The organism is Oceanisphaera sp. W20_SRM_FM3 (genome assembly GCF_052119705.1).
Taxonomy (GTDB): domain Bacteria; phylum Pseudomonadota; class Gammaproteobacteria; order Enterobacterales; family Aeromonadaceae; genus Oceanimonas.
Map to the genome: position 1 here is coordinate 12,662 of NZ_JBGQOP010000030.1, position 18,570 is coordinate 31,231.

Below are 18,570 nucleotides of genomic sequence, written 5' to 3' on the forward strand. Positions count from 1 at the left end.
TATGACTCTCGGCGATACTCATGTTACGGATAGACGCATTACGGATATTCGCATTACCACAGTACCTCGCTACTTAGCCGAGCACTCAGCACCCGATGAGCATAACTATGTGTTTGCTTATACCATTACCATCGCAAACCTCAGTTCAGAAAGTGTACAACTACTGAGTCGCCGCTGGTTAATAACGGATGCCAACGGCAAAATAATCGAGGTAGAAGGCAGTGGTGTAGTGGGCGAACAGCCCGATATAGCGCCGGGAGCCGCATTTACTTATACCAGCGGTGTGAACTTAGCCACACCGCTGGGGGTCATGGAAGGTAGCTATCACTTTATTGCAGCAGATGGCCGCGAGTTTGATGCGCCTATCGCGCCGTTTCGCCTCTCTCTCCCTAACCTGATTAACTAATGGCCACCTATATTATTGGCGACTTGCAAGGTTGTCTGGCTGAGCTTGACACCTTGCTTAATGAGGTGGCCTTTCGGCCTTCTCGTGATCAACTCTGGCTCACCGGTGACCTAGTGGCTCGAGGTCCCGACTCACTCGGTTGTCTGCGCCGCGTGATGGCCTTAGGTAATGCCGCCACCACTGTATTGGGTAATCATGACTTACACCTGTTAGCCGTCGCCAATGGTATTGGTAGTCCTAAGTCTGCCGATAAGATAATGCCTGTGCTTAACGCGGCCGACAGCAGCGATTTATTGTATTGGTTACGCCAACAGCCGCTCTTGGCTGAATATAAAGCGCCCAAATATCGAGCCGCCGCTGCTCCCTCGCTTAACACGCCAGCCATATCAGGCTTCGTGATGACCCACGCCGGTATTCCACCACAGTGGAATATCGAGCAAGCCAGAATTGCGGCGCGCAGCGCCGAAGCCGAGTTACGCTCAGCCAATTATAAAGAGCGCTTGGCACAGATGTATGGCAATTTTCCAGATTTTTGGCAGCCGGACTTAACGGCGGTTGAGCAATTGCGCTTTACCATCAACGCCTTTACCCGCATGCGCTTTTGCCATAGCGACGGTCGACTCGACTTCAAGCATAACGGCGCAGCTAGCGACGCACCTGATGAATTGCTACCTTGGTTTAACTTACGCCAAGATCACCAAGATCCAGCGCTGATCTTCGGCCATTGGGCAGCATTAGAGGGCGAGTGTGAGGTGCAAGATATTTATGCCCTAGATACGGGCTGTGTGTGGGGTGGCAGTATGACGTTATTGTGCTGGGAAACCGGAGAGCGTATCAGCACGCCCTGCCCGTTATACGCGTGAAGCGTGAAGCGTGAAGCGTGAAGCGTGAAGCGTGAAGCGTGAAGCGTGAAGCGTGAAGCGTGAAGCGTGAAGCGAAAAGAATAGAGCATAAGAAATAAGACAGTAATAAAAGTGAAGGGTGAGAGGGAAACATCTAATCTGCAAACGCAGCTTTCCTCCTCACTCTTTACCCTTCACGCCTTACACTCGTTTATATACCTGAAACCGACAGTCATATGCATTATGCTCATCACGAATGCGCAATTGCTCAGACGTTAACTGCCAATGGTTTGCCTGAAACGGGAAGTAGGTATCACCCTCGATCTCCGCTTCAATCTGGGTCAGGTATAGGCGCTGGCTTAACGGCAAAAATGCCTGATACAGCTGGCCGCCGCCCATCACCATCACCTCTGCCTCATCGGCTAATAACGCCAACGCCGCCTCAGGCGATGGCACTACTTCTGTACCAATTGGCGCCTCAATTAAGCTTTTGCTGACGATAATATTGCGCCGTCCCGGCAAGGCGCGGCCGATAGAGTTAAAAGTGTTACGCCCCATCACTATCGGCTTACCCAGCGTGGTCTGCTTAAAGTACGCCAAGTCGGCAGGCAAATGCCAAGGCATGGCATTGTCTTTACCAATCACGCCATTGCGCGTCATGGCCACTATCATGGCCACTATCATGACTTATTCACGCGTATAGATAACATGACCGTCATCTTCTTCATCGTCCCAGTCTTCATCATCATCTTCGTCGTCAAAGTCGCTAGCCGCAGGCTTGGCATGCTCTTGCAGGGCGGTTTCGTGATAATCATCCCACTTGAAGTTCACCACTTCACGTGCATCTTCCAGCTCTTGTTGAGTGCGAGGATTTTCATCCAAGAAGTCCATCAAGGCTTCGGTCACTTCTTTGGTGCCATCTTTGCTGATAGCGGCGATACGAAATACCGGGCCTTGCCAATCTAAGCGCTCAATCACCCGATCAATAATGGCGTCAGCTTCTTCTTCTAGTACTAAGTCCAGCTTGTTAAACAGCAACCAGCGCGGCTTATTAGCCACTACTTCACTGTATTGCACTAGCTCATTGATAATGATCTCGGCGTTATCGGCAGGATCAGTTTCATCGGCGGGCAGTACGTCGACTATGTGTAACAACACACGACAACGCTCTAGGTGCTTCAAGAAGCGAATACCCAAGCCTGCGCCATCGGCGGCACCTTCAATCAAACCAGGAATATCGGCGACCACGAAGCTCTTATGGCCATCGCAACGCACCACACCTAAGTTAGGCGCGAGCGTCGTAAACGGATAATCCGCCACTTTTGGCTTAGCCGCAGACACGGCGCGAATAAAAGTCGACTTGCCGGCATTGGGTAAACCCAACATACCCACGTCTGCCAGCAGCAATAACTCCAGCACTAACTCACGAACTTCACCTGGCGTACCATTGGTTTTTTGGCGAGGTGCACGGTTAACCGAGCTTTTAAAGCGCGCATTACCCAAACCGTGAAAGCCGCCTTTGGCAACCAACAACTTCTGGCCGTTGCGCGTTAAATCACCGAGGATTTCGCCAGTCATTTCATCTTTAGCACGGGTGCCAACGGGTACCGTGATCACTAAATCTTGGCCACGCTTGCCGGTACAGTGACTGCTGCGGCCGTTCTCACCGCGCTCGGCGCGATGAAAGCGTTCAAAGTGATAGTCGATCAGCGTATTAAGGTTATCGTCGGCCAGCATGTATAAGTCGCCGCCATCGCCGCCATCGCCGCCATCAGGGCCACCATTGGGAATATATTTTTCACGGCGAAAACTCACACAGCCGTTACCACCATCACCGGCTTCAACCCGGATTTGTGCTTCATCAACAAATTTCATTACATTTTCTCCCATTCGTGCTCTGACTCCAGTGTATCTGGTTTCAGAACCGAACGTGCTTTTTATAAAGCAAAAAGCCCCGCCATTGGGCGGGGCTTTCTTAGTTCAGCTTTGATGCTTATTCAGCTTCAATGCTTACGAACTTACGGTTGTTCGGACCTTTAACTTCAAACTTCACTTTGCCAGAGGCAGTAGCGAATAAAGTGTGGTCTTTGCCCAAACCAACGTTGATGCCGGCGTGGAACTTGGTGCCGCGCTGACGAACGATGATGTTGCCCGCCAAGACACTTTCACCACCAAAACGCTTAACACCAAGACGTTTACTTTCTGAATCGCGACCGTTACGAGTTGAGCCGCCTGCTTTTTTCGATGCCATGGAACTGAACTCCTATATTAGGCGCTGATAGCTGTGATCTTAACTTCAGTGAACCACTGACGATGACCTTGCTGCTTGCGTGAGTGCTTACGACGACGGAACTTAACAATCTTGACTTTTTTGCCACGACCGTGAGCTACGACTTCAGCTGTTACTGTGCTACCGTCGATGTAAGGAACACCAACTGTAACATTTTCACCTTGAGCAACCATCAGCACTTTGTCGAATTCGACAGATGCGCCAGTTTCAACGTCTAATTTTTCAAGACGAATCACCAGACCTTCGGTTACACGGTGTTGTTTTCCGCCGCTTTGGATTACCGCGTACATGATTTTAACTCCGAATTATTGGCACTTTTACCATCAAAGGCGTGTGCACTAAAACTGTTCTACAATGGTCGCGTATTGTACGCAGATTGCGAGAGCGAGACAAGAGTGCAAGCATAAAAAAATCAGTCTTAAGTCACAAGCCGCCAAAGGCTGGCCTGGCGGCTTTATCCCTATGACAAATAGTGTAAAATCCCAGCATCACTGGCTTTTGATGGCATCGTTTGGCTGATAAATTTATGGTAAATATTAATAAAATAAAACAATTAACCGAGCAAGATATGCAATCGGTGAATGAGTTAATTAGCTCGCGACTGCAATCAGACGTGGCGCTCATTAATCAATTAGGCTTCTATATTGTGAGTGCTGGCGGCAAGCGAATGCGCCCTCAGCTCACGGTATTAGCGGCTCGCGCCTTAGGCTACGAAGGTGAGGCGCACGTAACCTTAGCGGCCATTGTTGAATTTATACATACCGCCACACTGTTGCATGATGATGTAGTGGATGAGTCTGATTTACGCCGCGGTCGAGATACCGCCAATGCCTTGTTTGGTAATGCGGCCAGCGTGCTAGTCGGCGACTTTCTCTATACCCGCGCTTTTCAAATGATGACTGAGCTGGATAACATGAAAATCATGAATATCTTAAGCGATGCCACCAACATTATCGCCGAAGGCGAAGTGTTACAGCTGATGAATTGCAACGATCCGGACACCACAGAAGACAGCTATCTGCAGGTGATTTACTGCAAAACCGCCAAACTGTTTGAAGCGGCCACTCGCTTGGCCGCCGTGCTTACGCATCAAGCGCCAGAAATCGAACAGGCGATGCTGGATTATGGCAAATACTTAGGTACCGCCTTTCAGCTGGTTGACGACATCATGGACTACAGCTCAGATAGCACAGACATGGGTAAAAACGTCGGTGACGACTTAAGCGAGGGTAAGCCTACCCTACCCCTGCTGCGGGCCATGGCGGTGGGTAATGCGGCGCAGCGGGAGCGCATTCGCGATGCCATCGCTAATCGCACCGGCATGAACCATCTCGACGAGATCATGGGCATCTTGGCTGACACTCAAGCCTTGGAATACAGCCAGCAAAAAGCCGAACAAGAAGCCGAAAAAGCCATCGCTAGTTTGAATATCTTGCCAGATTCTGAGCATAAGCAAGCTTTGATCGATCTTGCGCATATGGCAGTGCGACGCAGTCGCTAATGTGGCTTCGCCAGTGAGGTGTGAGGTGTGAGGTGTGAGGTGTGAGGTGAAAAATACCGAACCTTCAGACGTAGGTTTTTTATTTACGCCTCCCTTTTCACGCTTCACTCTCGTACAGAAACAAAAACGCCAGCTCTATGAGCTGGCGTTTTTTATATCGATAAACTCAAAATTTAGGCATCAAAAGGATGACGCAAAATTAGGGTTTCATCACGGTCAGGACCGGTAGAAATAATGTCTATCGGTACACCGGTAATATCTTCGATACGCTTGATGTAATTGCGCGCCGCTTGTGGCAAACCTTCTAAGGTGACCACACCCACTGTGTTCTCGCTCCAGCCTGGCATAGTTTCATACACAGGAGTCACAGTTTCATAATCTTCGGCGGCCATAGGTGGCACATCTTTCACTGAACCGTCAGGCATTTTATAGCCCACGCAGATCTTCAGCTCTTTAATGCCATCCAGCACATCCAATTTGGTCAAACAGAAACCAGAAATAGAGTTAACTTGAATAGCACGCTTAATGGCGACCAAGTCTAACCAACCGGTGCGACGTAAACGACCCGTAGTAGCGCCAAATTCATGGCCCACTGTACCTAGGTGTTTACCGTCTGCATCTAGCTTTTCTTTACCGTCGTAAAGCTCGGTAGGGAAAGGGCCTGAGCCTACGCGCGTGGTGTAGGCCTTGATGATGCCCAGCACATAATCGATGTAGCAAGGACCAAAACCTGAACCTGTGGCCACGCCACCGGCTGTGGTGTTAGACGAGGTTACAAACGGATAGGTACCGTGATCTATGTCTAGCAGCGTGCCTTGAGCACCCTCAAACATGATCTTTTCACCATTTTTACGGGCGGTGTCTAAGACACTAGTTACATCAATCACCATACTGGTCAGCAATTGTGCATACCCTTTGGCTTCTTCTAACACAGCTTCATAAGAAACCGCATCCACGCCATAGAAACCGGTTAACTGGAAGTTGTAATATTCTACAATCTCTTTCAGCTTAACGGCGAAGGTATCCATATTAGCCAAGTCACCTACGCGCAAGCCGCGACGAGCGACCTTGTCTTCGTAAGCTGGGCCTATGCCGCGCCCAGTAGTACCGATGGCATTAGCACCACGCGCAATTTCACGAGCTTGGTCCATGGCCACGTGGTACTGCAGGATTAAAGGACAGGCTTCGCTCAGTACCAAGCGCTCACGCACTGGGATACTGCTGGCTTCTAAACCGGCCATTTCCTTTAGCAAAGCTTCTGGCGATAACACTACGCCATTTGCAATGATGCAGGTGCAGTTATCGCGCAAAATACCTGATGGAATAAGGTGGAGAACGGTTTTTTTACCGTCGATTACCAGAGTGTGACCCGCATTGTGGCCACCTTGGTAACGTACCACATAACGGGCTTTGTTAGTCAGAAGGTCTACAACCTTCCCCTTTCCTTCGTCACCCCATTGGGTGCCAAGTACCACAACGTTTTGTCCCATTTTTCCTTTCACTAACGGTTAAGTTATTAAAAACCGAGTCTATCAAATTTTGACCAGAGTCGGAATATAGTAATGCCAATAAATAACCCGAGGCAGCAGTGCTGCATGCTGAGCCTTAGAAAAGAGAGCCACAGACAGACACTTACTACTGATTATCAGGGGTATTTAGTGACATAAAAAAGCCCGGCGAACCGGGCTTGGTTTGACGATAGCGACTTATTCGCTATTACTGAGCTTTCCCTGATGGGTCTTTCAGGAAGCGGAAGAAATCTCCTTCAGGCTTCAACACCATCAAGTCACCGCCCTGTTCAAAGCTCTTACGATAGGCTTCTAGGCTACGAATAAAGCTGAAAAAATCGGGATCAGCTGAATAGGCATCTGCATAAATCGTGGCCGCTGATGCATCACCTTCACCGCGCAAGGTACGACTATTACGCTGAGCGTCAGCAATCATAACGGTCACGTCACGATCAGCTTTAGCCTTGATAATTTCCGCCTGCTCACGGCCTTGAGATCTGTGCTCACGGGCCACAGCGGCACGTTCAGCACGCATACGCTGATAGATAGAAGTAGAGATCTCGGTCGGCAGGTTGATCTGCTTAATACGCACATCCACGACCTTAATACCTAAATCAGCAGACGACTCCAACTGGTTACGCAACGCCGCTTCCATGACTTCGCCCCGTTTACCGGATACGATTTCACGAATGGTCAAGTTACCAATTTCTGAACGCAGGCTGTTGTTAATACGACGGCGTAACAGGTTTTCTGCTTGCAGACGATTACCACCACCCGTGGCCAGATAATAGCTAGCAAAGTTGTCGATACGCCATTTCACATAGGAGTCGATGATTAAGTCTTTCTTCTCCGAGGTGATAAAGCGATCAGCCTGATCATCTAGCGTCTGTAAACGCGCATCTAGCTTGCGCACTTGATCTATCATCGGCACTTTAAAGTGCAGGCCTGGGCCATAAAGCGTAGGCAGCTCAGTACCTTGCTCACGTTTTACTTTGCCAAATTGCAGCACTATGCCGCGCTCGCCTTCCACTACCACGAATACCGAGGCATAAAAAACGATGGCAATCAGGGCAACAATAACCAATAAACCTTTTCTCATGGCTTAGTTTCTCCCTGTTGGACGAAGAGTGCCTTGCTCAGAACCGGATGTTGCTTGACCGCTATCTGAACCTGCTGCCTTTTGTAAGCCATTGATATAATCCGAGGTGATGATATTCGGATCTACCACAGTCTTACGAGTCGCGCTTTGCTCAACCAATTTGTCCAACGGCAGATACATCAGATTGCTGCTGCCTTCTGGGGTATCAACAATCACCTTGTTCACCTTGGAATAAATTTCTTCCATGGTCTCAAGATAAATACGTTGGCGCATCAACTCAGGCTGCTGCTGATATTGTGGTAACAACTGGCGGAATCGTGCCACTTCACCTTCGGCACGCAGTGCAATCTGCTCTTTATAACCTTCGGCTTCTTGTAACAGACGCTTGGCTTGGCCTCGAGCCTTAGGCCGAATTTCACGGTCATAGGCTTCGGCTTCACGAATAAAGCGTTGCTCATCTTCTTGCGCGGCTATCGCATCATCGAAGGCATCTTTCACTTCTTCTGGCGGGCGTGCCGGCAAAAAGTTCAGATCCACTATCGATAAACCCAGATTGTAAGGTTCAATAATGCTTTCGAGTAAGTCACGCGTTGCTTGACGCACACCATCACGGCCCGTGGTCAGCACATCGTCCATAGTGCTGTGCCCCACAACAAAGCGCAGTGCACTGTCGAGAGCCTGATGCAAACTGTCGTCGGCGTTGGTGACGTTAAACAGATAGTCGCGAGGTTCGATCACGCGATACTGCACTTCCATTTCCACTCGGACCAAGTTTTCGTCCTCCGTCAGCATAAAGCCGGACGCAGGTTGCGAGCGCACCGACTCCACATCCACCGGAAATACGCGATCGACAAAGGTCGCTTTCCAGCTTAAGCCAGGCTCTACGCTTTGGTAATAATTACCAAACCGCAACACCACACCACGCTGAGCTTCACCTATGGTATAGAAGCCACTCACGACCCATACTACCAAGGCGATAACTAAGCCGATGACGATAGCAAAAGAGCCCACACCGCCACCGTTACCGGTATCTGTGTTGCGGTTACCAAGTAAACCACCGAACTTATTTTTCAGGTTTCGAATTACCTGATCCAGATCTGGTGGGCCTTGTTGCTTACCGTTATTCCCCCAAGGGTCACGGTCTTTGCCACCATTTCCAGGCTCATTCCAAGCCATTTGTCTCTCCGTCTTTCTGATTTATAAAAGTAACTTTATCAAGCAATTCATCGCTTATAAAGCGCTCTAACGGCTCTTCTTCCTGTTTCAACAGACGCTGCCAATCTGCCTGCTGCAACCGAATATCTACTACAAACTCGCCCTGCTCACCAAAGGTCTCGCTAACCACGCCGTTTAACGCATATAGGCGACTGCGCAGTTTAGAGGCAGTGGCGGGCAAAATTAATCTATGCTCAACCAAGACGCCGGCCAGCAATTGGTTTAGCGCATCCAGCAAGTACTCGATGCCTTGATTTTTTTGCGCCGACAACCATACCGCACGCGGCATGCCAGCGTCATTCAACTCAATACGCGGCGGCGTGTCGTCTAACTTATCTATTTTGTTGAACACCATCAGCACCGGCACCTCGTCGGCTCCGATTTGCTTGAGTACCGAATTCACTTCGCCTATGTTGTCTTGCATTTGTTCGTCGGCGCAATCCACCACATGCAGCAATAAAGTCGCATCGCGGGTTTCTTGCAAGGTTGCCTTAAAGGCGGCAATTAAATCGTGCGGCAAATGGCGAATAAAGCCGACCGTATCCGCTAATACACAGCCGCCTGCATCGGGCAGCTCCAGCTTGCGCAAGGTAGGATCCAGCGTGGCAAACAACTGATCTGCCGCATACACGTCGGCATCGGTCAGCCGATTAAATAAAGTCGACTTGCCGGCGTTGGTGTAACCCACCAAGGAAATAGTCGCCGTCTCGGTGCGCTTACGCGCTCGGCGCCCTTGCTCCCGCTGGCGAGCCACCTTGTCCAGCCGTTGTTGGATCAGTTTAATGCGCTCCCGCAGTAAACGACGGTCGGTTTCTAGCTGCATTTCACCGGGTCCGCGCAAACCTATGCCGCCTTTCTGGCGACCCAACTCGGCGCGCCCGCCCACCAAACGGGTAGACAAATGACGAAGCTGGGCTAATTCTACTTGCAGCTTACCTTCATGGGTACGAGCGCGCTGGGCGAAAATATCTAAAATAAGCCCGGTGCGATTCAGCACTCGGCAGTTGATAATCCGCTCTAAGTTACGCTCTTGCGAGGCCGTCAACCTGTGGTTAAAAATCACCACATCCGCCTGCAGCATCTGCACCATGACCGCCAGCTCATCCACCTTACCCGAGCCAATAAATAATTTGGCTTGTGGCGAGGCCCTATTACCGGTCAATACCCCTAGCCGCGTAACGCCCGCAGAATCCACCAGTAATTCTAGCTCTTCAAGATCTTCGCGTTCTTTATCACTGTCAAAATTAATATGAACCAAAATGGCCGTTTCAGGGCTTTCATCACGCTCAAACAAGGTGCGTACTCCCTAATATGAAGTCGACATTAATGCCTAAGCAAAACACCGTTAGACGTACTTTAATCACACTCAATCTGACTGCTGCTCGCTCGTAGGCATATCAGCACTGACAATCGGCGTCATCTGTACAGGACGGGCAGGCACCACAGTAGAGATGGCGTGCTTATAGACCATTTGGCTGACGGTATTTTTAAGTAAGATAACGAATTGATCGAATGACTCTACTTGTCCTTGGAGCTTAATGCCATTGACCAGATAAATAGAGACCGGGACTCGCTCACGACGTAGCGCATTCAAAAATGGATCCTGCAAAGATTGTCCCTTAGCCATGATGTTGTCCTTATCGTTATGAGTATTGTTATTGTTGTCTATTGTTATTGGTCGTTATCTATCGCGTTATTGGTCGTTATTTGCGGCGCTGATCTCGGCTAGCACATCCTCCACCAAGGTTTGACTGTGAGTATCTAACCAACGCACCTCTGGCCAGCTTCTGAGCCACGTCAGTTGGCGCTTAGCGAGCTGACGGGTTGCGGCTTGGCCGCGCGCCACCATTTCATCATAGCCGACAACATTGCCAAGGTAATCCCACATTTGCCGATAGCCCACACAGCGAATAGACGGCAAGCCGGGGTGCAAATCGCCCCTGTCGTAAAGCGCTTGCACCTCTTGCTCAAAACCTGCGTCGAGCATTTGGAGAAAACGGGCATTAATACGGGCATGCAGCTCTGCGCGGTCATCAGGTGCAATGGCAAACTGTAACACTTTGTAAGGTAAGGGATCACCCTTATGCTGGGTTAATTCTGTTAGTGTGCGACCGGAAATGCGAAAAACCTCTAATGCTCGCGATATGCGCTGCGGATCATTAGGATGAATACGCGCCGCCGCCACCGGGTCTATTTCGGCTAATTCACGGTGCAGCGCCTCCCAGCCGTGTAGTTGGGCTTGTGCTTCAAGTTCGGTGCGGATTTCAGGGTTTGCGGCGGGCAAGGGTGATAGCCCTTCGAGTAAGGCTTTGAAATACAACATGGTGCCGCCCACTAACAGCGGAATACGCCCCCTTGCGGTGATCTCCGCCATGGCCGCCAAGGCGTCATTCCTAAAGTCCGCCGCCGAATAAGCCTCAAGAGGGTCAATTAGATCAATTAAACGATGCGGTGCCTGGTCTTGTTCCTCGGCTGTCGGCTTAGCGGTGCCAATATTCATGTCTTTATACACCAGCGCCGAGTCGACGCTGATCAGCTCACAGGGCAAGTGCCGACATAACTCCATAGCCAAACCGGTTTTACCGGACGCCGTGGGGCCCATTAAAAATATGGCGAGTGGCTTATTGCTCATGATTCCACCTATCTAATTGTTGCTCGACCGCTAACGGCTGCAAAAAAGTGCGCATGGCGGCGTTTGTGGCATCCAAAGCCAACTCCACTTGCAGTTGTTGCCACAAGGCCTGCGCCTCCGCCATCGACCAACGGCGGGCTTTGGTATGAGCAGGCGCGCAAAGCCACTGACAAAGCGCGCTCGGGGCCCGCGATTGCTGCAACTGGTTTAATAACTCAGGAAACAAGCGCGCTAAATCTGCGTGACGCAAAGGCTGAGGCACGCGAGTGAGAATAATGGTGTCTCCGCTGCCAGTTTTCAACTCCAAGCCTAACTTTTGCAATTGCGCTTGATGCTCACTCACGGCTTGCTGCTGTTGCGTATTTAGGCTGATGCGGATTGGCAATAACAGAGGTTGTGGCGTCAATCCTTGCTCCCACACCGCCAGCAAGGCGCGACCGTCCAGATAGGCGCGTGCGTAATTCAGCTCGCATAACCACAATTGCCCCTGATGCCAGACCACTAACGCCTGCTCTTTCACCAATTGCAGCGCCAAGCTATGTTCACTATTAAGCGGCTGAGTAGAAATAGGTGGCGCAGATAGCTCAGTCGGTGCTGATAAGGCGGATGCTGACAGGGCGTGTGCAGAGTGAGTTGGCGCAGAGTGAGTTGGTGCAGAGTGAGTTGGCGCAGACTGAGTTGATGCAGATAAGGTCGTTAACAAACCATCTATGCCAGCCCAAGCGCTGCGACTGATATTGCTGGGCGCGCTCTCCCGGGCCGAGCCTTCGCGTGCCGCACCACCATAGCCATGGCGCGGCGCTTGATAGCGTAACGGCTCAGCAGCATCCTTGATGTGGCTTGCCTGAGTCGTATCGACTCGGGGACCATAATCGGGATTGATGGCCTTAGTTGCCGTCACACACACCGCAGGATCCAGGGTGGCAACCGGCTCTGCCAGCAGGCTTGGCGCCTGCTCCAGGGCTTGGGCCAACACTTGATAAATAAAGTCATGCACTAAGCGCGCTTGGTGAAAACGCACCTCGTGTTTCGCCGGATGCACGTTCACATCCACCTCGCTGGCGTCCAGCTCCAAATACAAGACGAAGGCGCCGTGGCTGTCTGTCGCTAAACGTTCGCCGTAAGCTTGGCGCACCGCATGATTAAGCAACTTGTCGCGCATCATGCGCCCATTCACATAAGTATATTGCACATCAGGCTGACTTCTCGCCCCTTCTGGCGCCACCAACCAACCCCATAAACGCAAACCATGCTGCTCACAGTCGACTTTAATTGCTGCTTGCATAAAGGGGGTACCACAAATGGCCGCTAGCCGTTTGTCTTGTTGAGAGGGCAGTCGTGCGGCGCGATATTGGCGCACTTGCTTACCGTTATGGCGTAACACCCAGTCCACGTCGAAACGACTAAGCGCCATGCGGCGTATCAGCTCATCAATATGGGTAAATTCGGTTTTTTCGGTGCGCATAAACTTGCGCCGGGCGGGAGTATTAAAAAATAAGTCGCTGACTTCCAGCGTGGTGCCTGTGGGGTGCGAGGCAGGTATTAGCTTCACCTCCATATCTCGCCCTTCGGCCATAGCCTGCCAAGCCTCGTTTTGCTCGGCCGTTTTTGAGGTCAGGGTGAGCCGAGAAACAGAGCTAATCGAGGCCAGCGCTTCACCGCGAAAGCCCAGGCTCATGATGCATTCAAGATCTTCCAAGGTGCTGACTTTAGAGGTGGCATGGCGCGACAGCGCCAGCGCCAGCTCCTCTTTATTGATGCCGGCGCCATTATCGCGAATACGAATTAGCTTAGCGCCGCCCTTATCGATGTCCACCTCGATGCGCGTCGCACCCGCGTCCAAGCTATTTTCAATCAGCTCTTTCACCACAGAGGCGGGTCGCTCGACCACTTCACCGGCGGAAATTTGGTTGGCAAGGCGCGCCGGCAGGATCCGAATCGCCATCTCAGCTCCCCGGAATATTCAATACTTGCCCGATGCGTACCGTGTCAGACTGCATGCCGTTATGCCCTTTCAAACGGCTCATGCTCACCCCATAGCGCTGGGCGATCAGCGATAAGCTTTCACCGCTGCGCACCGTATGCTTTTGTGCCGAGCCCTTAGGCTGAGATTGATTGGCCATCATGGTGCCGCTGGGCGGATTTTGTCGGTAATAGGATTTAACGCCATTAAACACCGCTTGCGCCACCTTCTGCTGGTGCCCGGCGGTTAATAACAGCCGCTCTTCTTCTGGATTAGAGATAAAGCCCGCTTCGATTAACAAGGAGGGAATATCCGGGGATTTCAACACCGCTAGGCTGGCATGCTCGGGCTTGGCCTTGTGCAAGCGCACCACCTTGCCCATGGCACTTAAAATATGCTCACTGATGGCATAACTGTCGGCGCGAGACTTATCCATCGACAAGTCGAGGAAGGTGCGCGTTAAATACGGATTACCATCGGTTTGAGAAATCACCTCGCCCACGCCGCCCAACAACTCAGATTGGCGTTCTTGCTTCTCTAACCAGCCAGCCATTTCGCGATTGGCACGATTCGACGACAGCACCCATACAGAAGCGCCACGCGGGCCGCTATTGGCCACGCTATCCGCATGAATAGACAGCAACAAGTCGGCACGTCCGCGGCGCGCAATCTCAGATCTTTGGTTGAGGTTTACAAAATAATCACCGGTACGGGTCATTACGGCGCGCATACCCGGCTCTTTATTGATCAAATCTGCCAAACGTCGTGAGATGGCCAAAGTAATGTGCTTTTCACGGTTTTTCTTCGGCCCTATGGCACCGGGATCTTCGCCGCCGTGACCCGCATCAATGGCGATCACCACTTGCTTTTGGCCGGTAGGTGCCACATTGCGCCCCCCTTGCTGTGGCTGAGGGAGCACGGCAGGCGGCGTCTGCGCGTGGGATTGCCCTTGAGGGACTCTGGCATATGGCAAATCAATCACCAAGCGATGGCCATAGTCACCGGCCGGCGTTAGTGGAAACACCACAGGTTTAACCGAGCTTTTTAGCTCAAACACCAACCGATAGTGCCCGGGTACCTCGGGCTTGCTGTCGCGGATACGGGTGATCAAGGGGCTTTTATTCTGCAATGACGCAAAGTTAAAGCTGTTTTGAGTCTGCTTCAGATCCACCACCAAACGGTGCGGGTTTTGCAGCGTAAAATACTCGTAGCCCGGGGTTGAGCTCACGTCGAGCACCACGCGGGTATTGTCTGGCGAGGGCCAGATGCGAATGCTTTGTAACTGATTTGCCCAAGCGCAGGTGCTGGCAAAAAAACAGAGTAATATCAGTAGCGCTCTCATGCAGATAGTTTCTCCAATAACGCCACGCCAACCGGCGTATGAGCGGACAGCAACGCCAGACGTGCCAGTCCCTCGTAGCGCAGCGTAATTTCAAGATCTGGCGCGGGCAATAGGCCATGGCCACGCTCTGGCCATTCCACTAAGCACACGCTATCGGGTGTAAAATAATCACGAATGCCCATAAACTCCAGCTCTTCTGGATCGGCTAAACGATATAAATCAAAGTGATATACCTGCCAGCCCGCCACTTGATAGGGCTCCACTAGCGTATAGGTGGGACTTTTTACCTTACCGGTATGGCCCAGCGCTTGGATCACGCCACGACTGAGCGTGGTTTTACCCGCACCAAGATCACCGTGCAAAAAAATAACCGAGGCTTGACTAAAAGACAGCGCCAGCTTAGCGCCTAGCGCCAGCGTCTGCTCTTCATCCGCCAGGGGCAGTTGTAGCGTGTGTGTCGTCATATTCATCATCTTGATTAATCAGCTGTCTCAATGGTAAAAATAAATCCGCGGCCAGCATGCCAAGCCTACCTTGGCTTGCCGCCACATCAGCGGCGAGTGCGTGCAAGCAAACGCCTAAAGAAGCCGCATTAAAGGGCGTTAAACCTTGAGCCATAAGGGCGCCTATGATACCAGATAACACATCGCCCATCCCACCTGAGGCCATGCCATTATTGCCATAATGACATAATCTGACATGGCACTCATCCGCAATCAAACTGCCGGCGCCTTTTAATATCACAACACCGCCATATTGTTGCTGTATAGCGCGTACCGCGGCCAGCCTGTCCGCCTCAATGTTGGCAACTGTGCAGCCCAATAAGCGCGCCGCTTCCCCACTATGAGGCGTTAATATCCAAGGCCGAGACGCCGCCAAAGATGGATGGTTAACTAACCACCCTTTACTTAAAAACCACAGTCCATCTGCATCTATCACCATGGGCTTATTGGACTGCATAGCGGCATTAAATAACGCCTCAGACCAATCATCACGGCCAAGCCCGGGCCCTAGCACTAAGGTAGAGGCCCAGTCAGCGTCATTAAAACAAGAGCCGTTAACATCAGAAAAGCTGGCCGTCATCAACTCAGGGCGCGTCAAATTCAAGCTCGCTTGATGATCGGGATGACTGAGCAAGCGCACCAAACCAGCACCACAGCGCAACGCCGCCTCGCCTGCCAGCCGAATGGCACCACCCATACCGAGATGACCGCCAATCACTAACAGCCGCCCCGCTTCGCCTTTATGGGCGCCCACGCGGCGTTTGGGCAATAAGCCCCGCATATGCGGCCACTGCATCAGGCTCGCGACTGGCTGCTGCACAGTGCCAAGCTCTATACCTAAATTTGCTAATACTAAACGCCCCACCACATCGGGGCCACGGCCAGTCACTAAGCCAAATTTTAAGCCAATCATGCATACCGTGAGTTCAGCCTGCACGGCTATCGTTAAAATCTGGCCGGTGTCGGCGCACAACCCCGAGGGCACGTCTATGGCCAACACGGGAGCCTGAGCTTGATTGATAAAGTGAACATGGCGCGCAAAATCAGAACGCACGGTGCCAGTTAAGCCGGTACCTAATAAGGCATCGATAATTAAATCCGGCTTGGGCTGAGCGTGAGTTTGCTGCTCTATCTCTACCAAGGAGCCGATCAAGCCGCCCTGTGCCAGATAGGTATCACGCGCGCTAGCCGCATCGCCGCTTAACCGCGCCGCATCACCAACTTGTATCACACGCACCGAGATACCGGCGCTCAGTGCCAACCGTGCCACTATATAACCATCACCGGCATTATTGCCGCCGCCGGTAAAGATCCACCAACAAGATGTGTTTGGCCAAGTAAGTTGTGCCTGCTCGAATACCGCAGCGCCGGCGCGCGCCATCAGCTCAAACAAGCTGATACCCGCAGCCATCGCCGCTTGGCGTTCTAAGATGCGGATCTGCTCCGAGCGCCACAGGGATTGTGTTAGACTGTGGGACTTTTCCAGACTCATAATTTCCATCATCTTTCCCTATTTATGATAAGCCAGACCGAGTTTATGACCAGCCAGCGCAAGTTTATGAAAGGCAACAGCAAGCTATGACCACCCCAGATTTTGAGACGTTAGCCAACGACATCAAGCTGTGGGCCGCAGAGCTGGGCTTTAGCCAAGTGGGCATTACCGATACCGACTTAACTGAGCATGAACCTACACTTGCCGATTGGCTGGCTAAGGGCTATCACGGCGACATGGAATATATGGCGCGCCATGGCATGATGCGTGCCCGCCCTCATGAGCTGCTGCCGGGCACACTGCGGGTGATTTCGGTGCGCATGAATTATCTGCCCGAACAAGCCGCCATTGCCCATGTATTAAGTAACCCTCAGCTTGGCTATATCAGCCGTTATGCACTGGGTCGCGATTATCATAAGCTGATGCGCCAACGCTTAAAGAAATTGTCCGATCGCATCGAGCAAGCAGCAGCCGAATTAATGGCCCGCCCCTTCGTTGATTCGGCCCCCATATTAGAGCGCCCCTTGGCCAAAAATGCAGGATTGGGCTGGGTGGGTAAGCACTCCTTGCTCATTAATCATCAGCAAGGCTCATTTTTCTTTCTCGGTGAATTACTGATCAATTTACCGCTGCCTATGGATGCTCCCTTAACAGAAGAAGGCTGTGGCAAGTGCGTGGCCTGCATTACCGCCTGCCCCACCGGCGCCATAGTCGAGCCTTATGTGGTGGACGCGCGGCGCTGTATTTCTTATCTCACCATAGAACAAGATGGCCCCATACCGCTGGAGCTGCGCCCGTTAATGGGTAATCGCATTTATGGCTGTGACGACTGCCAGCTAATCTGCCCTTGGAATAAGTTTACCAAAGCCAGCCAAGAGCCGGACTTTGCCGCCCGCGATAATCTGCATGCGCCTGAGTTACTGGCCTTATTCGATTGGGATGAGGATTACTTTCTTAAGCAAACCGAAGGCAGCCCCATTCGCCGTATTGGCCATCGCCGTTGGTTGCGTAATATTGCCGTGGCACTGGGCAACGCGCCCGTGAGCCCAAGCATTATCTTAGCCCTCGAACAAAAGCGGCAACAAGAGGGAGTCGATGATATGGTGCTAGAGCACATAGAGTGGGCCTTAGAGCAACAAATGATAGGCTTGGCCAAAGTAGGCCGCAAAACGGAGCGCTTGATCCGCGCCGTCGACAAAGGCATGCCCAGCCATGCGCGTTTTACAGAGCTCAAATAACTCATCCCCACGCTCAAATGTGCTGAGCAACGACACGGTTTTCTCTTCTATGCTTGAGCTAAAGGTTTCAATTAAGAGCTGAAACGAGAGGAGTGAGCAGATGTCTTTTCATTTAGAGCGCCGCACTCTGTATACCTTATTGTGTGACTACATGGCCCATTACGGTCAGCTGATTAATAACAATGAGCAGTTACGAGTGGCACTCACCAATACTGAAGAGCTGATCGACTTTGCCTTATACAAAGCAGACATCGCCATTGATGTGGATGCGGCTAAGCGTATTAGCCTAGTGGGCTTGGCCTGGTTAGATTATGCCAAGCGCCATCCCGATAACCCTGAAGGCTATGCTGATACAGCAAAGACAGAGTTAGAAAGCACAGTGACGCCTTAACCTAAAATAGCGCAGAATATTTTTCTGAAAAACAGCCATAAAAAAACCGACCCTAAGGTCGGTTTTTTTATATTTGGAGCGGGAAACGAGATTCGAACTCGCGACCCCAACCTTGGCAAGGTTGTGCTCTACCACTGAGCTATTCCCG

19 protein-coding genes are annotated in these 18,570 nt (G+C 51.5%); 5 read left to right on the forward strand and 14 right to left on the reverse strand.

The genetic code is table 11. From position 1 onward, the window contains the following. Position 1 precedes the first annotated feature (1 nt). A complete protein-coding gene (gene apaG / locus ACEN2G_RS13155; protein WP_442022274.1) occupies positions 2 to 406 on the forward strand; it encodes a Co2+/Mg2+ efflux protein ApaG in 405 nt (134 codons plus the stop codon). Then, positions 406 to 1,269 carry a symmetrical bis(5'-nucleosyl)-tetraphosphatase gene (locus ACEN2G_RS13160; protein ID WP_442022276.1) on the forward strand — a complete coding sequence of 288 codons (864 nt, stop codon included), beginning with the start codon at positions 406 to 408 and terminating at the stop codon, positions 1,267 to 1,269. Before apaG ends, ACEN2G_RS13160 begins: the two co-directional genes overlap by 1 nt. 180 nt (positions 1,270 to 1,449) lie before the next feature. Here the strand turns inward: ACEN2G_RS13160 and folA are convergent, their stop codons facing one another. The 4 genes from folA to rplU all read right to left on the reverse strand — a co-directional run bounded on the left by folA (position 1,450) and on the right by rplU (position 3,828). Next, a complete protein-coding gene (gene folA, locus ACEN2G_RS13165) occupies positions 1,450 to 1,932 on the reverse strand; it encodes a type 3 dihydrofolate reductase (protein WP_442022278.1) in 483 nt (160 codons plus the stop codon). Between the two features lie 3 nt (positions 1,933 to 1,935). Beyond that, complete coding sequence (gene cgtA / locus ACEN2G_RS13170) at positions 1,936 to 3,123, reverse strand: Obg family GTPase CgtA (protein WP_442022280.1); 1,188 nt, start codon at positions 3,121 to 3,123, stop codon at positions 1,936 to 1,938. 118 nt (positions 3,124 to 3,241) lie between these two features. Next, positions 3,242 to 3,499, reverse strand: a complete 258-nt coding sequence (gene rpmA, locus ACEN2G_RS13175) for a 50S ribosomal protein L27 (RefSeq protein ID WP_442022282.1) — start codon at positions 3,497 to 3,499, stop codon at positions 3,242 to 3,244. 17 nt (positions 3,500 to 3,516) lie between these two features. Next, a complete protein-coding gene (gene rplU / locus ACEN2G_RS13180) occupies positions 3,517 to 3,828 on the reverse strand; it encodes a 50S ribosomal protein L21 (RefSeq protein ID WP_442022284.1) in 312 nt (103 codons plus the stop codon). A 236-nt stretch (positions 3,829 to 4,064) separates the two neighbouring features. Between rplU and ispB the strand changes: the two genes are divergently transcribed. Continuing rightward, positions 4,065 to 5,039 carry an octaprenyl diphosphate synthase gene (ispB, locus tag ACEN2G_RS13185; protein WP_442022286.1) on the forward strand — a complete coding sequence of 325 codons (975 nt, stop codon included), beginning with the start codon at positions 4,065 to 4,067 and terminating at the stop codon, positions 5,037 to 5,039. Positions 5,040 to 5,212: 173 nt separating this feature from the next. Here the strand turns inward: ispB and ACEN2G_RS13190 are convergent, their stop codons facing one another. The 10 genes from ACEN2G_RS13190 to ACEN2G_RS13235 all read right to left on the reverse strand — a co-directional run bounded on the left by ACEN2G_RS13190 (position 5,213) and on the right by ACEN2G_RS13235 (position 16,805). Next, a complete protein-coding gene (locus ACEN2G_RS13190) occupies positions 5,213 to 6,529 on the reverse strand; it encodes an adenylosuccinate synthase (RefSeq protein ID WP_442022288.1) in 1,317 nt (438 codons plus the stop codon). A 226-nt stretch (positions 6,530 to 6,755) separates the two neighbouring features. Continuing rightward, positions 6,756 to 7,646, reverse strand: coding sequence for a protease modulator HflC (gene hflC, locus ACEN2G_RS13195; RefSeq protein ID WP_442022290.1), 891 nt, complete (start codon positions 7,644 to 7,646; stop codon positions 6,756 to 6,758). A 3-nt stretch (positions 7,647 to 7,649) separates the two neighbouring features. Beyond that, positions 7,650 to 8,822: an FtsH protease activity modulator HflK gene (gene hflK / locus ACEN2G_RS13200; protein WP_442022292.1), complete on the reverse strand. Its 1,173-nt coding sequence runs from the start codon at positions 8,820 to 8,822 to the stop codon at positions 7,650 to 7,652. After that, positions 8,809 to 10,155, reverse strand: a complete 1,347-nt coding sequence (gene hflX, locus ACEN2G_RS13205; protein WP_442022294.1) for a ribosome rescue GTPase HflX — start codon at positions 10,153 to 10,155, stop codon at positions 8,809 to 8,811. The genes hflK and hflX overlap by 14 nt, the downstream gene beginning before the upstream one ends. Positions 10,156 to 10,227: 72 nt before the next feature. Next, positions 10,228 to 10,488, reverse strand: a complete 261-nt coding sequence (gene hfq / locus ACEN2G_RS13210) for an RNA chaperone Hfq (RefSeq protein WP_442022296.1) — start codon at positions 10,486 to 10,488, stop codon at positions 10,228 to 10,230. A 66-nt stretch (positions 10,489 to 10,554) separates the two neighbouring features. Further along, positions 10,555 to 11,493 carry a tRNA (adenosine(37)-N6)-dimethylallyltransferase MiaA gene (gene miaA, locus ACEN2G_RS13215; protein ID WP_442022298.1) on the reverse strand — a complete coding sequence of 313 codons (939 nt, stop codon included), beginning with the start codon at positions 11,491 to 11,493 and terminating at the stop codon, positions 10,555 to 10,557. Beyond that, on the reverse strand, positions 11,483 to 13,438 hold the full coding sequence (gene mutL / locus ACEN2G_RS13220) for a DNA mismatch repair endonuclease MutL (protein WP_442022300.1): 1,956 nt from the start codon (positions 13,436 to 13,438) through the stop codon (positions 11,483 to 11,485). The genes miaA and mutL overlap by 11 nt, the downstream gene beginning before the upstream one ends. A gap of 1 nt (position 13,439) precedes the next feature. Further along, positions 13,440 to 14,798, reverse strand: coding sequence for an N-acetylmuramoyl-L-alanine amidase (locus ACEN2G_RS13225; RefSeq protein ID WP_442022302.1), 1,359 nt, complete (start codon positions 14,796 to 14,798; stop codon positions 13,440 to 13,442). Next, entirely contained in the window at positions 14,795 to 15,262 is a 468-nt protein-coding gene (gene tsaE, locus ACEN2G_RS13230) for a tRNA (adenosine(37)-N6)-threonylcarbamoyltransferase complex ATPase subunit type 1 TsaE (protein WP_442022304.1), read from the reverse strand. The genes ACEN2G_RS13225 and tsaE overlap by 4 nt, the downstream gene beginning before the upstream one ends. Then, positions 15,225 to 16,805, reverse strand: coding sequence for an NAD(P)H-hydrate dehydratase (locus tag ACEN2G_RS13235; protein WP_442022306.1), 1,581 nt, complete (start codon positions 16,803 to 16,805; stop codon positions 15,225 to 15,227). The genes tsaE and ACEN2G_RS13235 overlap by 38 nt, the downstream gene beginning before the upstream one ends. A gap of 74 nt (positions 16,806 to 16,879) precedes the next feature. On the opposite strand from ACEN2G_RS13235, the gene queG reads away from it, so the two are divergent. Next, a complete protein-coding gene (gene queG / locus ACEN2G_RS13240) occupies positions 16,880 to 18,031 on the forward strand; it encodes a tRNA epoxyqueuosine(34) reductase QueG (protein ID WP_442022308.1) in 1,152 nt (383 codons plus the stop codon). Positions 18,032 to 18,131: 100 nt separating this feature from the next. Beyond that, on the forward strand, positions 18,132 to 18,422 hold the full coding sequence (locus tag ACEN2G_RS13245; protein WP_442022310.1) for a hypothetical protein: 291 nt from the start codon (positions 18,132 to 18,134) through the stop codon (positions 18,420 to 18,422). Positions 18,423 to 18,570: the final 148 nt, after the last annotated feature.

Excerpts from the sequence above, each read along its gene's own strand:
- apaG (WP_442022274.1), top strand. The coding sequence starts at position 2 with ATGACTCTCGGCGATACTCATGTTACGGATAGACGCATTACGGATATT.
- ACEN2G_RS13160 (WP_442022276.1), top strand. The coding sequence starts at position 406 with ATGGCCACCTATATTATTGGCGACTTGCAAGGTTGTCTGGCTGAGCTT.
- folA (WP_442022278.1), bottom strand. The coding sequence starts at position 1,932 with ATGATAGTGGCCATGATAGTGGCCATGACGCGCAATGGCGTGATTGGT.
- cgtA (WP_442022280.1), bottom strand. The coding sequence starts at position 3,123 with ATGAAATTTGTTGATGAAGCACAAATCCGGGTTGAAGCCGGTGATGGT.
- rpmA (WP_442022282.1), bottom strand. The coding sequence starts at position 3,499 with ATGGCATCGAAAAAAGCAGGCGGCTCAACTCGTAACGGTCGCGATTCA.
- rplU (WP_442022284.1), bottom strand. The coding sequence starts at position 3,828 with ATGTACGCGGTAATCCAAAGCGGCGGAAAACAACACCGTGTAACCGAA.
- ispB (WP_442022286.1), top strand. The coding sequence starts at position 4,065 with ATGGTAAATATTAATAAAATAAAACAATTAACCGAGCAAGATATGCAA.
- ACEN2G_RS13190 (WP_442022288.1), bottom strand. The coding sequence starts at position 6,529 with ATGGGACAAAACGTTGTGGTACTTGGCACCCAATGGGGTGACGAAGGA.
- hflC (WP_442022290.1), bottom strand. The coding sequence starts at position 7,646 with ATGAGAAAAGGTTTATTGGTTATTGTTGCCCTGATTGCCATCGTTTTT.
- hflK (WP_442022292.1), bottom strand. The coding sequence starts at position 8,822 with ATGGCTTGGAATGAGCCTGGAAATGGTGGCAAAGACCGTGACCCTTGG.
- hfq (WP_442022296.1), bottom strand. The coding sequence starts at position 10,488 with ATGGCTAAGGGACAATCTTTGCAGGATCCATTTTTGAATGCGCTACGT.
- miaA (WP_442022298.1), bottom strand. The coding sequence starts at position 11,493 with ATGAGCAATAAGCCACTCGCCATATTTTTAATGGGCCCCACGGCGTCC.
- mutL (WP_442022300.1), bottom strand. The coding sequence starts at position 13,438 with ATGGCGATTCGGATCCTGCCGGCGCGCCTTGCCAACCAAATTTCCGCC.
- ACEN2G_RS13225 (WP_442022302.1), bottom strand. The coding sequence starts at position 14,798 with ATGAGAGCGCTACTGATATTACTCTGTTTTTTTGCCAGCACCTGCGCT.
- tsaE (WP_442022304.1), bottom strand. The coding sequence starts at position 15,262 with ATGACGACACACACGCTACAACTGCCCCTGGCGGATGAAGAGCAGACG.
- ACEN2G_RS13235 (WP_442022306.1), bottom strand. The coding sequence starts at position 16,805 with ATGATGGAAATTATGAGTCTGGAAAAGTCCCACAGTCTAACACAATCC.
- queG (WP_442022308.1), top strand. The coding sequence starts at position 16,880 with ATGACCACCCCAGATTTTGAGACGTTAGCCAACGACATCAAGCTGTGG.
- ACEN2G_RS13245 (WP_442022310.1), top strand. The coding sequence starts at position 18,132 with ATGTCTTTTCATTTAGAGCGCCGCACTCTGTATACCTTATTGTGTGAC.